Consider the following 14,266-nt stretch of genomic DNA (forward strand, 5'->3'; position numbering starts at 1 on the left):
TATTATTCATTTCTGTGTGACACGATCAATGTAATGTTTGTCATGATAGTTATTATCAACACAGATCATGCTTTTTGAATCATTGATCAGTGTGCTTTAAGTGAAATTTATACACTTTGCAATGCGAATATTAGTTGATGACAAGCTGTTGTATAATTCACAGCAGCAAATTAATCTTTAACAAATCGTGAACGCATTATTGTTTTTTGTGTAATAACCTCCAATAGATAATTGCCTTTTGAGAGACCTTGCACCGAAACAGTATTGTCATCAATGATATTTTGTTGACAAACCAACTGGCCTGTTAAATTGAAAATACGAATAGCAGGGGATGCTAATGCCTCATCTGATTGAATTTTTAAATAATCATTGGCAGGATTAGGATAAATGCTGATAGTTGTATGAGGGTCATGACTTAGTCCTGTGGTATTTGGATATTGTGCTACAAAGTAGTTCTGGCTACTGTTTGTAAATCGCCCACCGGCATAACAAACTCCATTTGATGTCACAGAAACGCCATAGATGGTATTATTTGCCTGTAATGAATTGACACCACCAACTTCACTCCATGATACTCCATCCCATTTGGCAACATATCTATTGCCATTACTGTTGTAAAAATCACCAACAGCATAAATGTTATTGTTTGCATCACAGTAAATATTGAAAATGTAAGCGTTAGCATTTAATGCACCGGAGCCTCCTAATTCACTCCAATTTGTTCCGTCAAATTTTGCTACATTGTAAAGTCCATTGGCATTATTAAATCTGCCGGCAGCATATAAATTACCCAAACCATCCATACATAAGGTATAAATCACTGCATTTGCAGAAAGTCCGTTTAAGCCGCCAACTTCGCTCCACGAGGTGCCATTCCATTTCGCAACATAACGGTTCTGACTTGCATTACGGAAATCTCCGGCTGTATAAATATTTCCGGTTGCATCAGCAATAACTGCACTGATAAACCCTGTTGCACCCAAACTATTTGGTCCACCTAACTCATTCCATGATGTGCCATTAAATTTGGCAATATACGATTGGTTGTTACTGTTTTTGAATTTTCCGCCAGTGTAAACATTGCCTGATGCATCAGTACAAACAGCATAAATAATATCATTGGCCTGTAGCGAGTTGATTCCACCTAATTCACTCCATGATGTGCCATCAAACTTAGCTACATATTTATTTCCATTATTATTGGTTGCATTTCCGGCTGTATAAATGTTGCCATTTGCATCACCTGTCACAAGCCATAATACCTGATTTGCAGAAAGAGAGTTGACGCCCCCAAGCTCACTCCATGTTGTACCATCCCATTTAGCTATATAATATTTTGAAGTGTTATTGTAAAAGTATCCGGCTGCATAAATTTTTCCTGAAAAATCATGATAAATACCATGAATTAAACCATTTGCAGCAAGACTGTTTTGTCCGCCTGTTTCCACCCATTGTGACTTTGCGTCTGATATCATAAACAAGGCAACAGCTAGTGTAAGGCCTGTTATTTTTATTTGTGAGATTAGTTGTGGCATAGTGCTATTATTTTAATACAAAACTATGTCACAGGGGTTTTAAAAGAAATACTGAATTTGTAGTAAAATGGTATGGCTTCCCCTCAGAACGTTTCTGTTAACTAAATTTAGTTTCATTAATTGATGTGGTGATGACATTGTTGCTGGTAAACTGTTGAATGATTTTATGCTGCAGTTAGTTTTTATCTTGAATAAAATAAGTTAGATTGACTAAAAGTTATGGCAATAAGGTCAATTAAACTAAATTAGTAAACAACATGATAGCAATGTCTAATTTATTAAATTTGTAGTATGGAACTAAGAAAGATTTTTGAAAACAATCAGAAGTGGATTGAAAAAAAGTTGGAATCTGATGCAAAGTATTTTGAAAAACTGTCTGAAGGACAAAGTCCGGAGGTTTTATTTATAGGCTGCTCCGACAGCAGGGTAACTGCAGAAGAGTTAATGGGCTCCCAACCGGGCGAAGTGTTTGTTCATAGAAATGTATCCAACATGGTTATCAGTATTGATCTGAACATGAATGCTGTTGTGGATTATGCTATTAATTTTCTGAAAGTAAAACACGTAGTTATTTGTGGTCATTATTTTTGTGGTGGGGTGAAGGCAGCCATGGAGGCTCAAGACTTAGGTATATTAAATCCATGGTTGCGAAACATCAGAGATGTATTTAGAATACATAAGCAAGAGCTCATCAGTATAGCTGACGAAAACGAGCGGTATAAACGCCTTGTAGAATTGAATGTGCAGGAACAGTGCATTAACCTCATCAAAATTGCTTCGGTACAAAAGGCATATAAACATAGAAACTTACAGGTTCATGGATGGGTTTTTGACATTCATTCAGGGAAGCTAATTGACTTGAAAATTGACCTGCCCCATGAGTTGAAAGAGATAATGGAAATTTATGATTTGGGGTAGATAGTACATTAAAACTCTCAAACACTCATATAAAACTTTCTTTGCATTTTAACTAACCTACTTACATTCTTAAAGAATGTAAACAAAAGCCATAAGAGTAAAAAATAAAAGCGAACCATTGCTGATTCGCTCTTTATTAAGTGGTCCCGGAGGGATTCAAATGGCGAGGTTTTCTCGCCATTGAGAGTGACAGAGTCACCTCTCAACCCAGCCTATTTAATTGCTTTATTCGTTATTGCAGATAAGAAATTCAATAGAAAATATTAATAAACAGAAAAGCGAACCATTGCTGATTCGCTCTTTATTAAGTGGTCCCGGAGGGATTCAAATGGCGAGGTTTTCTCGCCATTGAGAGTGACAGAGTCACCTCTCAACCCAGCCTATTTAATTGCTTTATTCGTTATTGCAGATAAGAAATTCAATAGAAAATATTAATAAACAGAAAAGCGAACCATTGCTGATTCGCTCTTTATTAAGTGGTCCCGGAGGGATTCAAATGGCGAGGTTTTCTCGCCATTGAGAGTGACAGAGTCACCTCTCAACCCAGCCTATTTAATTGCTTTATTCGTTATTGCAGATAAGAAATTCAATAGAAAATATTAATAAACAGAAAAGCGAACCATTGCTGATTCGCTCTTTATTAAGTGGTCCCGGAGGGATTCAAACCCCCAACCTTCTGATCCGTAGTCAGATGCTCTATTCAGTTAAGCTACGGAACCATTTTTTAAGTGGCGCAAAGATAACCAAATTCACTTATTCCAAAACAGAAATTATGAATTTCCTTTTGGAGGCTTACCGATAGACTCACGCATAGATGTGTCAGCCTGTATGTTCTCCATTTTATAGTAGTCCATAATGCCTAACTTACCACTACGAAAAGCCTCTGCCATTGCCATAGGAATCTGTGTCTCGGCTTCGATAACTTTCGCTCTGGCTTCTTGTGCTTTGGCAATCATTTCCTGCTCTAAGGCCACAGCTGCAGCCCTGCGTTCTTCGGCCATAGCCTGTGCCACCTTAAGGTCGGCAGTAGCCTGTTCCATCTGAAGTTTAGCACCAATATTTTCGCCTACATCTATATCGGCAATGTCTATTGATAATATTTCAAATGCTGTACCTGCGTCAAGACCTTTGTTTAAAACAGTTTTTGAAATCTGATCAGGATTTTCCAAAACGCTTTTATGGTCATGTGCCGAACCAATAGTTGTTACAATTCCTTCACCAACACGAGCAAGAATAGTCTCTTCACCTGCACCACCCACTAACTGATTGATGTTGGTACGAACAGTTACACGCGCACGCACCACCAACTGTATTCCATTTTTGCCCACAGCAGAAACAGGAGGTGTATCAATTACTCTTGGGTTTACAGAAAGTTGAACAGCATCTGCAACATCGCGACCAGCCAAATCTATGGCAGCAGCCATTTTGAATGATAATGGAATGTTGGCTTTGTCTGCTGATATTAATGCTTTAATTACATTGTTCACATTTCCACCTGCCAGATAATGTGTTTCCAAATCAGGAATCGTAACACTAAGCCCCGCTTTAGTGGCAGTAATCATAGCATTTACAATTACACTTGGCGGCACTTTTCTTAAGCGCATTAAAATTAAATTCAGTATGCTGACTTTTACTCCTGAGAAAGTTGCTGTTATCCAGAGATTAACAGGAACAAAATAAAGAAATAGAAAAAACAGAATAATACCTGCAACAACCAGAATGAGTAGTGGAATACTTGCCATTTTTTTAGATTTTAAAGTTTATATTTTTTTTACAATAAGTTTATTTGCCATTACTTCAATAACTTCAACTGTAGAATTTGCTTCAATCATTTCGCCAAGCGATTGCACCTCTACTTTTTTATTATGAAATACTGCTGTTCCCATTGGTCTTAATGCCGACAGTGCTTTGCCTTGTTCACCCGTTTTTATATCCATTTCATCAACCCGTTCAATTTTAGAATCGCTTGATTGTTGAAGACTGAATCTGCGCCACACATTGTATCGAAAAGCCAGGTAAATGGTAGCTGAAGTAACAGTAATAGTAATAAGTGCAATAATAGAACCTACAGTATTTCCCAGTTCTTGAAAGGCATACCAAATGCCACCTAAAATCATTAATGCACCAATAATGCCGGCAATTAACCCTGGCAGAATCAGTATCTCCAGAATCAACATAATTATGCCCACTAGTATCAGTAAAATGATAATAAATATGGTTCCCATTTTCGGTAGCAAACATAGTAAAAAGGCCATTGCTAAAAAGCAACAGCCTTTATTAAAAAACACGAATTTATTTATTCTTTTTTTCTTGAAACAGAAATTATTTGATGGTAAATGTTACCGGTAATGTATAGGCAACAGCCACAGGTTTACCGCCCTGTAATCCAGGCTTCCATAGTGGAGATTTCTCAAGTACTCTGATGGCTTCAAGTGATAATTCAGGCGCATTATCAATACCTTTTAGAATTTTGATATTGCTGACATGGCCACTTTTATCCACTATAAATCCTACATAAACAGTTCCACTGATTTCATTCTTGATTAAATCAGATGGGAAAATAATGTTTTTTTGAACAAAACGAATCAAGGCTTCTTCTCCTCCCGGAAATTCAGGAAGAACTTCAGGTATTAATGTAAAATCTGACGCTCCTGTAGTTGAAGATCCTGTACCTATAGTTCCATTCCCTGATGTAACAGGAACAATAGAAGTGCCGCCACCTGTTGAATTAAGAGTTGGTAAAACAGTAAGTGGTGACGTTATTAAAGGTTCAATGATCTGTAATTTTCTATCAGTCACTACGGGAATGCCGTTACCGTTGGAATGGGTTGCTGGTGTTGTAGTGTTCGTTATTGGTATTGGAGGAGGTTCTACTTTATTGAAGTTATAAATAATTTCAGGTAACTTTGTTTTATCTGTATATTGCTGAATAAGTTCAATAGATGGGCCTCCTGAAAGTGCAATTCCTATTAGCATTGCAGCAATTATAGTTGAGGCAATTATCCAGGAATGTAAAAGGCGATTTGATTCATTTTGTCTTAAATGGTATGCGCCATAATCTTTGTTGCGGTTTTCGAATATCAGTTCGCACCACCGCTGTGAATAAATAAATTCCATAATGTTGCTTTTATCTTATAGATGTATGACGCAACAACATTCCATATTATTATTTCCGAAAACTATTTTACCATTCGATGACGGTAAAACTTGATTGGCTTTGTCCATTCAAAGTCTCCCGCATTTCAGGGGACTTTGAATGCAGTAATTGCCTCCCACTGGCGCAAGTCTTTCTGACTTGTGCCGTCCTGTCATTAAAAAATGCACATTTCTCCCACTGGCGCAAGTCTTTCTGACTTGTGCCGTCCTGTCATTAAAAAATGCCCCTCTGGCGCATCCCGATAACTACCCCTCTGGCGCATCCCGATAACTATCGGAATCAGACTTGTGCCTCCCTATCATTAAAAAATGCACATTTGCAACCATGAGTTCCAAGTATAAGTTTCACAATCCTGATGCGATATATTTTGTTACCTTTTCAGTTATAAACTGGATTGATGTTTTTACAAGAAACCTCTATAAAGATATTTTAATTGACAGCATAAAACATTGCCAAAAAGAAAAAGGCTTGGTAGTTCATGGTTGGGTTATTATGACCAATCATGTACACATGATTATTTCTAAAAACGGAACTTGGGTATTGCCTGAAAGGACTTATTGACTTGGTGCTGCTTGAATGATAGTATGGCACAAGTCCGAAGACTTGCGCCAGTGGGGAGTTCATTAAAATAAAAGGCAACGAGGCACAGCCTCGCGCTTACGAAGCAGCATCATTCCTTAATAAACTTTTTAACTGCAATTCCTTTATCACTAAAAACCTTTACAAAATAAACTCCGCTTTTTAACAAGCCCACATCAGTTTCTATTTTGTTTTGTAATTGAAAATTATTAGTTGATAAAACCATTTCACCTAAAACATTTACAATTTCTAATTTTCTAATTTCTGAATTAGACTTTGTTAACTGAATAAGCAGTTTATTTTTTACAGGATTAGGAGAAACAAAAAACTGCAATTGGTAGTTTTCTATTTCATTTATACCAACCGTACAGTCAATTACACTTACATCGTCAATAAATAAGTACGACTCATATTGGCTTTGAGGAACTGAATTATTAATAGAATCAATCATGGTATTAGCATTATCTTTAAAGTTGCCAATAGTCAAATATTTTTCACCACCGGTGGCAATATACGTTCCTGAAATCTGCACCCAGTTAAGCGTATCATAAATAATATTGCCCGCAGGGTTTGAAATTTGAGGAACAAACGAAAGATTGGTGTTGATGGTATAATCAACAGCACTGTCAACAGAAAGATATAATCCTATACCATCTGTAACATACTTTAATTCCTCTGCAACTGAAACATAAAAGCTGACGCAATACTCATGCCCCTGCTTTAATGTGTCGGATAGTTCTCCTCCAATATATTCTCGCCTATTTAGATAATTTGGATTTGAAGGCTGCATAAGTGTGGCCAATCCTACATAAGCAATACCTGTTCTTGCATATTGGTATCCAACTCCACTTTGTGGAACGGAAGATGTTCCGCAAAATATATCAGGCTGTTCGCTGAAATAATCAGGACTGCCATAAGTTGCCCAATACCAATATTTACATTGCATGGCATAGGTGCCTGTGCAGGCAATAGTATCCTCAAATGAAGGATTTAATACTAAATTTTGCGCATTTGCTTTTAATGATAAAAACAAAAATAAACTTATCAGAACCTTATTCATAATTAAACAGTTATTTTACTGCCAGCTTTATCATTTTATCGCTGCGCCCTGCTATTTTTATCTTTACAAGGTATATTCCTTTTGCCAAATCAGATACCGGTATTGAAACAAAATTACTGCCTTTTGTAAGGTTGTACTCTTTTATTTCTTTACCTAACATATCCATTAATTTTATTTTCCCGCTTTCGTCCGCTGCTAACTCATTTTCATAATAAACAACAGTATTAGCAGGATTGGGATATAATTTCCCTGAACTTAAATTACCATTTACTTCGTTAATACCAACTGTGCAGTCAATTACACTTACATCGTCAATGAAAAAATAACTTTCAATTAGACTTGCACTTGTAGAATCAATTGCGGTGTTAGCATCATCTTTAAAATTGCCAATGGTCAAATATTTTTCACCACCATTGGCAATGTACGTTCCCGAAATCTGCACCCAGTTAAGCGTATCATAAATAATATTACCCGCAGGGTTTGAGATTTGAGGAACAAACGAAAGATTGGTGTTGATGGTATAATCAACAGCACTGTCAACCGAAAGGTATAATCCTATACCGTCAACAACATATTTTAATTCTTCGGCAACCGAAACATAAAAGCTGACACAATACTCATGCCCCTGCTTTAATGTATCGGATAATTCTCCTCCTACATATTCTCTTCTATTTATATGATTTGGGGAAACATGTTTTGTGTAAACACCCAATCCCACATAAGCAACACCTGTTCGTGCATATTGATAACCCGCTGTGCTTTGCGGAACAGGTAAGGCGTAACAGAAAGGGTCATACGTTTCGCTGAAATAATCAGGACTGCCACCTGATGCTGAATACCAATTGGTGCACTGCATTTGCCATGTGCCAAGATTAATAAATATCCAGCATGGTATTGTATTTTCAAATGAAGGATTTAATACTAAATTTTGCGCATTTGCTTTTAATGACAAAAACAAAAATAAACTTATCAGAACCTTATTCATAATTAAACAGTTATTTTACTGCCAGCTTTATCATTTTATCGCTGCGCCCTGCTATTTTTATCTTTACAAGGTATATTCCTTTTGCCAAATCAGATACCGGTATTGAAACAAAATTACTGCCTTTTGTAAGGTTGTACTCTTTTATTTCTTTACCTAACATATCCATTAATTTTATTTTCCCGCTTTCGTCCGCTGCTAACTCATTTTCATAATAAACAACAGTATTAGCAGGATTGGGATATAATTTCCCTGAACTTAAATTACCATTTACTTCGTTAATACCAACTGTGCAGTCAATTACACTTACATCGTCAATGAAAAAATAACTTTCAATTAGACTTGCACTTGTAGAATCAATTGCGGTGTTAGCATCATCTTTAAAATTGCCAATGGTCAAATATTTTTCACCACCATTGGCAATGTACGTTCCCGAAATCTGCACCCAGTTAAGCGTATCATAAATAATATTACCCGCAGGGTTTGAGATTTGAGGAACAAACGAAAGATTGGTGTTGATGGTATAATCAACAGCACTGTCAACCGAAAGGTATAATCCTATACCGTCAACAACATATTTTAATTCTTCGGCAACCGAAACATAAAAGCTGACACAATACTCATGCCCCTGCTTTAATGTATCGGATAATTCTCCTCCTACATATTCTCTTCTATTTATATGATTTGGGGAAACATGTTTTGTGTAAACACCCAATCCTACATAAGCAATTCCTGTTCTTGCATATTGGTATCCAGCTCCACTTTGCGGAACATAAGATGTTCCGCAAAATATATCAGGCTGTTCACTGAAATAATCAGGACTGCCTATATTAGCCGTGTACCAATATTTGCATTGCATGGCATAGGTACCTGTGCAGGCTATGGTATCTTCAAAACTTGGGTTTAACACCAGATTTTGTGCATTTGCTTTTAATGACAAAAGCAAATAAAAATAAACAGCTAACTTTTTCAATATTTAAGATTATTTACTGCAATACCAGCTTTATAAATTCAGGTTGTCTGTCGCTTATATTTACTTTAACCATATATACCCCACGAGCATAATTTAAAGTTCCTATGGTAATTTTATTTTTACCATGATTTAGTTTATATGCCGATAATTTATTGCCGAGCATATCATATAATTCCAGCAAGCCATTTTCATTATCATTCAACTCACTTTCATAGTACACTGCTGTTCGTGCAGGGTTGGGGTATAGCTTACCTATATCTTTATTATCATTTACTTCGTTAATGCCCACTGTGCAGTCTATTACACTTACATCGTCAATAAAAAAATATGCTTCATGCGCACCAAGTGGAACACTGAGGTTAACAGAATCAATCATGGTATTAGCATCATCTTTAAAGTTACCAATGGTCAGGTATTTTTCTCCGCCATTGGCAATATACGTTCCTGAAATTTGCACCCAGTTAAGCGTATCATAAATAATATTGCCTGAAGGATTTTCTATTTGAGGAACAAACGACAGGTTGGTATTGATGGTATAATCAACAGCGCTGTCAACAGAAAGGTATAAACCTATGCCGTCCACAACGTATTTGAATTCTTCTGCAACCGAAACGTAAAAACTTACGCAATACTCATGCCCCTGCTTTAACGTGTCGGATAATTCTCCTCCTACATATTCTCTTCTATTTATATGATTTGGGGAAACATGTTTTGTGTAAACACCCAATCCTACATAAGCAATTCCTGTTCTTGCATATTGGTATCCACCTCCACTTTGCGGAACGTAAGATGTTCCGCAAAATATATCAGGCTGTTCACTGAAATAATCAGGACTGCCATAAGTTGCCCAATACCAATATTTACATTGCATAGCATAGGTGCCTGTGCAGGCTATGGTATCTTCAAATGAAGGATTTAATACCAAATTTTGTGCACTTACCTTTAATGATAAAAACAAGCATAAATAATAAATAGCTAACTTTTTCATGATTGAAAAAATTGTAAGGAGGTGTAAATGCCTCCTTACAAAAATACAATTTAGTTTAACCCCTACTGGCGCAAGTCTTCAGACTTGTGCCATCCTGTCATTAAAAATTGCACATTTGCAACCATGAGTTCCAAGTATAAGTTTCACACTCCTGATGCCATATATTTTGTTACTTTTTCGGTTATAAACTGGATTGATGTTTTTACAAGAAACGGTTATAAAGATATTTTAATTGACAGTATAAAACATTGCCAAAAAGAAAAAGGCTTAGTGGTTCATGCTTGGGTTATTATGACCAATCATGTACACATGATTATTTCTAAAAACGGAACATGTGTGCTGCCTGATATAATGCGCGACCTTAAAAAATTTACAGCCTATAAAATTACAGGGGCAATTATGGAAAATTCTCAGGAAAGCAGGCGCGAATGGATGTTTAATCTTTTTAAACGGGCTGGTGAAAGAAATTCCAACAATACAAACTGGCAGTTTTGGCAACAGGATAATCATCCTGTTGAATTAACTGATGCAAGAATGCAAGAACAAAAATTAAATTACATACATGAAAATCCTGTGCGGGCAGGATTTGTTTATAACCCTGAAGACTATGTGTACAGTAGCGCAACGGATTATTGCGGCAGCAAAGGGCTTATTGACTTAGTGCTGCTTGAATGATAGTAGGGCACAAGTCTGAAGACTTGCGCCAGTGGGGGGGTAAAAGATTTCATATCACGCATTAAATCATTTAAAGTTCCTTCTTCTCTTGATGCAATTATGTGAACATGGCTTGGCATGATGCAGTAGCAATATAGTTGCAGCCCTTTGTTTTTTTGGCAGTAAATAATACTGTCTGTAAGTATATCCTGATACAATCGCCTTGTGAAAATATCAATCCAGCCAATGGTTGTAAATGTTACAAAATATAAACCACCCGGAAAAGTTTTATAAACTTCAGACATTTGTTGTTTGCATATATGCAAAAATGATAATTTTTAGATTATTATATGATTGAAGTAAAACTTCCAAACACAAAACCCACGAAGCACAGCTTCGCGGGTACAAGAGGCATTTCCCAGGAAAAATTTCATTTTTCTTTGATAGGATACCGTATCGGCATAACCATTTGTAAATTCCATGTTATAATAATAAACAGAACCGATTCCATAACTATACGCCAATGGCCAACAATTATCATTCTTTTGGCCAAGCAATAAATTAACCATAAGGGTAAATAATAAGGAAAACGACTTTCTCATAAAACAAATATACAAAAAAGCCACGCTATAAGCGTGGCTTTTTTTAGCTTTTATTTAACAAGTATGACCTTGCCGTTTTTTAAAAAGAGATTAGCCAACAGTAAACAGTTACTCCTTCACGAACCTTGCATACCCTGCATTAATACCATTATTTATTTTAACTACATACACACCTGCTGAAAGCGAACTTAAATTAATACGCTGCATGGTGCTCCACTGAGGCAATGTTTTAAAATAAACTTCTTTACCCATAACATCCATTATCTGCAAAGTGCCTGATGTGTTTTGAGGCAAATCATAGCTTATTATAAAATTACCTGTATTGGGATTAGGCATTACCGTTACTCCCCCTTTAGGGGGTTGGGGGGTATAGGTGAGGTTTGTAAGTGTATCACATGCACTGCCAACCAACCTTCCTAAACGGTAATTAGGAAAGTTAGGTAATGTCATATTACCTCCATAATTTTGAGGTAATATAAAACTGTGCTGATTAAAATTACAGGCTGCTCCTGCACTATCAGGATTTTCTATGACATGCAGTATTCTCGGAAAATTTCTTGCACTTATGTAAATTCTGCCGTCAGGAGCTAACTGGTTAAGAAAAAACCATGCAGGATTTGGCGCAGAATAGCCATCAAATGTAGCCACATCAACTGCACTTGCTGCAAAATTGGAAGAGTAGGTATCATACTGATACGCTTTTGTATAATTATTCGCATACATATACCTGCTGTTGGGGGAAAAACTACAGGCAATACCTGCACTCACGGTATCAGGTAATATAGTAGTTATGTAATTGCTGAATAACCCGGTGCACCACTGGCGCAAGTCTTCAGACTTGTGCCATACTATAATTCAAGCAGCATTAAATCAAAATAAATTCTTTATCTCTACTCATAATTGCAAATGTGCATTTTTTAATGATAGGGAGGCACAAGTCTGAAGACTTGCGCCAGAGGGGGGGGCAAAACAAAAAACCCTGACAACATCGTCAGGGCTTTTCTTACTTCGTATCAATCACCTGTACTTATCCGGTTGGTACGGACAAAACAACATGATTATTAATTTGTTCTCGGCACCATCACAAAATTCTCAACTTTAATTTCACCAGCCTGTATTTTCACACCTTCAATAACAAATGGTTCAAAGTCAGGATGCGTTGCAATAATGTCATAAATATCAGGATTCAAAACCTCTCTGTACCTACCTTCATTGTCAGTTTTAATCTTAACACTGCGCTCAACATTTTTAAACTCAAGCTCAACACCGCTCAAAGGCATTTCAGTTTCTTTATTCACACTCACACCTTTAAACTGAGTAAACTTATGGCCTAAATTTATTATCATCCGGTTTTTCTTATACTCAAACTTATAAGAATAAGTCTCCGATGTAGTAGGAATAGATTCCACAGCAGGGTCAATTTGTTTCTTCAACAATGCTGTAATTTCTCTTTGCAAAGTTGCAATCGCAGAAGTTGCATTTGCTCTTTGCACAATACGGTTTCTAACACTCTGTTCCTGCCCTTCATAATTTGTAATGGTCAAATCCAGAGCAGTAAGTACAGCATTACTAATTCCATAAGGTGCAAGCGAACCAACATGTGCAACACCTTTTTCCTGAATCGTTTTACAGCGCATAATAAAAGTAGCATCTGCTTTTCGGTCAAGTTCTTTCAACATATCTGTCATCAGTTTGGCAAAGTCAGTATCGTTTGTACTGTTAGCAAACGATAACAACGCTCTCCCTACTGAAGCAGCAGCATTAAACAACACTAACTTTCTTGCAGCTTTAGTAGCCCCGGCACCGTTTGCAACAGTGCCTTGGGTTTGCTCAGCGGCAAGCATAGCGTTTACAAGTGCCTCCATTGCCGAAGTCAAACTCGTCAATATTGGAAGCAACAACAAGATAGCAGCAGGCGTGTTTTTAAGGTATGCGAGAACCGCCTTCATCATTCGCATTCTGTTAATTTCTGATAATAACATATTTATATGGATTAAAATTATTTATAACATGTTAATCGAATGAAAACCGCTTTAGTTTTTAGAAAAACATCAAAAACCTTACACTAAATTTCTCAGTAACTAATTTCGCTTTCGCGAAGATTTAAAAGGTAAAACAGAATAACAAGACCCAATTTCTTACTCCTTTCAGTAATATCCTTACAACATTGATATTTGGTAATATTAAATATATTCCGTATATGCGCCCCCATTTTAGCACTCCGGCATCAACAAAAGCTGAAAAACACCAATGGAACGGTACTCAGCACCGCAGGACTCGTACTCACGACCACAGGAACGCTAATCAGCACCGCAGGACTCGTACTCACAACCACAGGAACGCTACTCAGCACCGCAGGACTCGTACTCACAACCAAAGCAACGCTACTCAGCACCGCAGGACTCGTACTCACGACCACAGGAACGCTACTCAGCACCGCAGGACTCGTACTCACGACCACAGGAACGCTAATCAGCACCGCAGGACTCGTACTCAGCACCGCAGGAACGCTAATCAGCACCGCAGGACTCGTACTCACGACCACAGGAACGCTAATCAGCACCGCAGGCCGCATATTCACAACAGAAGGACAGTGTAGGTTGTCAAAACAGAATAAATTCTAATTATTTTCGTGCATGTTCAAAAAATTGCAACCAACTTGTCAGCAAAAAATCTTTATCTCTTTAGTTGCAATTTTTTGATAAAACAGTTTAGCTATATCGCCTTCTTTTTTTACTTCTTCAATCCCTTCTTCGAAGCATGACGCAACAATATTCCATATTATTATTTCCTGAAATTATTTTACGCTTCAATCACG

Annotated in this window: 16 protein-coding genes and 1 tRNA gene; 3 read left to right on the top strand and 14 right to left on the bottom strand. The window is 37.0% G+C overall.

What is annotated here, in order from left to right; all coding sequences use genetic code 11:
* Window positions 1-170: 170 nt before the first annotated feature.
* On the bottom strand, window positions 171-1,535 hold the full coding sequence (locus tag V9G42_07210; protein MEI2759203.1) for a T9SS type A sorting domain-containing protein: 1,365 nt from the start codon (window positions 1,533-1,535) through the stop codon (window positions 171-173).
* A 291-nt stretch (window positions 1,536-1,826) separates the two neighbouring features.
* Here V9G42_07210 and V9G42_07215 point away from each other — a divergent pair, with 291 nt between their 5' ends.
* On the top strand, window positions 1,827-2,453 hold the full coding sequence (locus tag V9G42_07215; protein ID MEI2759204.1) for a carbonic anhydrase: 627 nt from the start codon (window positions 1,827-1,829) through the stop codon (window positions 2,451-2,453).
* Window positions 2,454-3,098: 645 nt separating this feature from the next.
* On the opposite strand, the gene V9G42_07220 is transcribed toward V9G42_07215, so the two are convergent.
* The 4 genes from V9G42_07220 to V9G42_07235 form a co-directional block, all read right to left on the bottom strand.
* A tRNA-Arg gene (locus V9G42_07220) sits at window positions 3,099-3,172 on the bottom strand.
* Between the two features lie 51 nt (window positions 3,173-3,223).
* Window positions 3,224-4,195, bottom strand: a complete 972-nt coding sequence (floA, locus tag V9G42_07225; GenBank protein ID MEI2759205.1) for a flotillin-like protein FloA — start codon at window positions 4,193-4,195, stop codon at window positions 3,224-3,226.
* Between the two features lie 18 nt (window positions 4,196-4,213).
* Entirely contained in the window at window positions 4,214-4,678 is a 465-nt protein-coding gene (locus V9G42_07230) for an NfeD family protein (GenBank protein MEI2759206.1), read from the bottom strand.
* 97 nt (window positions 4,679-4,775) lie between these two features.
* Window positions 4,776-5,570: an energy transducer TonB gene (locus tag V9G42_07235; GenBank protein MEI2759207.1), complete on the bottom strand. Its 795-nt coding sequence runs from the start codon at window positions 5,568-5,570 to the stop codon at window positions 4,776-4,778.
* Window positions 5,571-5,934: 364 nt separating this feature from the next.
* Between V9G42_07235 and V9G42_07240 the strand changes: the two genes are divergently transcribed.
* Window positions 5,935-6,171, top strand: coding sequence for a transposase (locus tag V9G42_07240; protein MEI2759208.1), 237 nt, complete (start codon window positions 5,935-5,937; stop codon window positions 6,169-6,171).
* Between the two features lie 109 nt (window positions 6,172-6,280).
* Here V9G42_07240 and V9G42_07245 read toward each other — a convergent pair whose 3' ends face one another.
* Genes V9G42_07245 through V9G42_07260 form a run of 4 tightly spaced genes read right to left on the bottom strand, consistent with a single transcriptional unit; the run spans window position 6,281 to window position 10,192 of the window.
* A complete protein-coding gene (locus V9G42_07245; GenBank protein ID MEI2759209.1) occupies window positions 6,281-7,249 on the bottom strand; it encodes a T9SS type A sorting domain-containing protein in 969 nt (322 codons plus the stop codon).
* 10 nt (window positions 7,250-7,259) lie between these two features.
* The gene (locus V9G42_07250; protein MEI2759210.1) at window positions 7,260-8,234 is read right to left on the bottom strand and encodes a T9SS type A sorting domain-containing protein; all 975 of its coding nucleotides are present in this window, start codon (window positions 8,232-8,234) and stop codon (window positions 7,260-7,262) included.
* Between the two features lie 10 nt (window positions 8,235-8,244).
* A complete protein-coding gene (locus V9G42_07255; protein ID MEI2759211.1) occupies window positions 8,245-9,204 on the bottom strand; it encodes a T9SS type A sorting domain-containing protein in 960 nt (319 codons plus the stop codon).
* 13 nt (window positions 9,205-9,217) lie between these two features.
* Window positions 9,218-10,192, bottom strand: coding sequence for a T9SS type A sorting domain-containing protein (locus tag V9G42_07260; protein ID MEI2759212.1), 975 nt, complete (start codon window positions 10,190-10,192; stop codon window positions 9,218-9,220).
* A 123-nt stretch (window positions 10,193-10,315) separates the two neighbouring features.
* Between V9G42_07260 and V9G42_07265 the strand changes: the two genes are divergently transcribed.
* Window positions 10,316-10,867, top strand: coding sequence for a transposase (locus V9G42_07265; GenBank protein MEI2759213.1), 552 nt, complete (start codon window positions 10,316-10,318; stop codon window positions 10,865-10,867).
* Here V9G42_07265 and V9G42_07270 read toward each other — a convergent pair.
* The 5 genes from V9G42_07270 to V9G42_07290 all read right to left on the bottom strand — a co-directional run bounded on the left by V9G42_07270 (window position 10,822) and on the right by V9G42_07290 (window position 14,023).
* Window positions 10,822-11,151, bottom strand: a complete 330-nt coding sequence (locus V9G42_07270; GenBank protein ID MEI2759214.1) for a hypothetical protein — start codon at window positions 11,149-11,151, stop codon at window positions 10,822-10,824. The two genes, V9G42_07265 and V9G42_07270, sit on opposite strands and share 46 nt — an antisense overlap.
* Window positions 11,152-11,184: 33 nt before the next feature.
* Complete coding sequence (locus tag V9G42_07275) at window positions 11,185-11,448, bottom strand: hypothetical protein (GenBank protein ID MEI2759215.1); 264 nt, start codon at window positions 11,446-11,448, stop codon at window positions 11,185-11,187.
* A gap of 108 nt (window positions 11,449-11,556) precedes the next feature.
* On the bottom strand, window positions 11,557-12,276 hold the full coding sequence (locus V9G42_07280) for a T9SS type A sorting domain-containing protein (GenBank protein MEI2759216.1): 720 nt from the start codon (window positions 12,274-12,276) through the stop codon (window positions 11,557-11,559).
* A 233-nt stretch (window positions 12,277-12,509) separates the two neighbouring features.
* A complete protein-coding gene (locus V9G42_07285; protein ID MEI2759217.1) occupies window positions 12,510-13,400 on the bottom strand; it encodes a carboxypeptidase-like regulatory domain-containing protein in 891 nt (296 codons plus the stop codon).
* A gap of 275 nt (window positions 13,401-13,675) precedes the next feature.
* Complete coding sequence (locus V9G42_07290) at window positions 13,676-14,023, bottom strand: hypothetical protein (GenBank protein ID MEI2759218.1); 348 nt, start codon at window positions 14,021-14,023, stop codon at window positions 13,676-13,678.
* Window positions 14,024-14,266 lie beyond the last annotated feature (243 nt).

The sequence above is a fragment of the Bacteroidia bacterium genome (assembly GCA_037045145.1).
Lineage (GTDB): Bacteria > Bacteroidota > Bacteroidia > AKYH767-A > OLB10 > OLB10.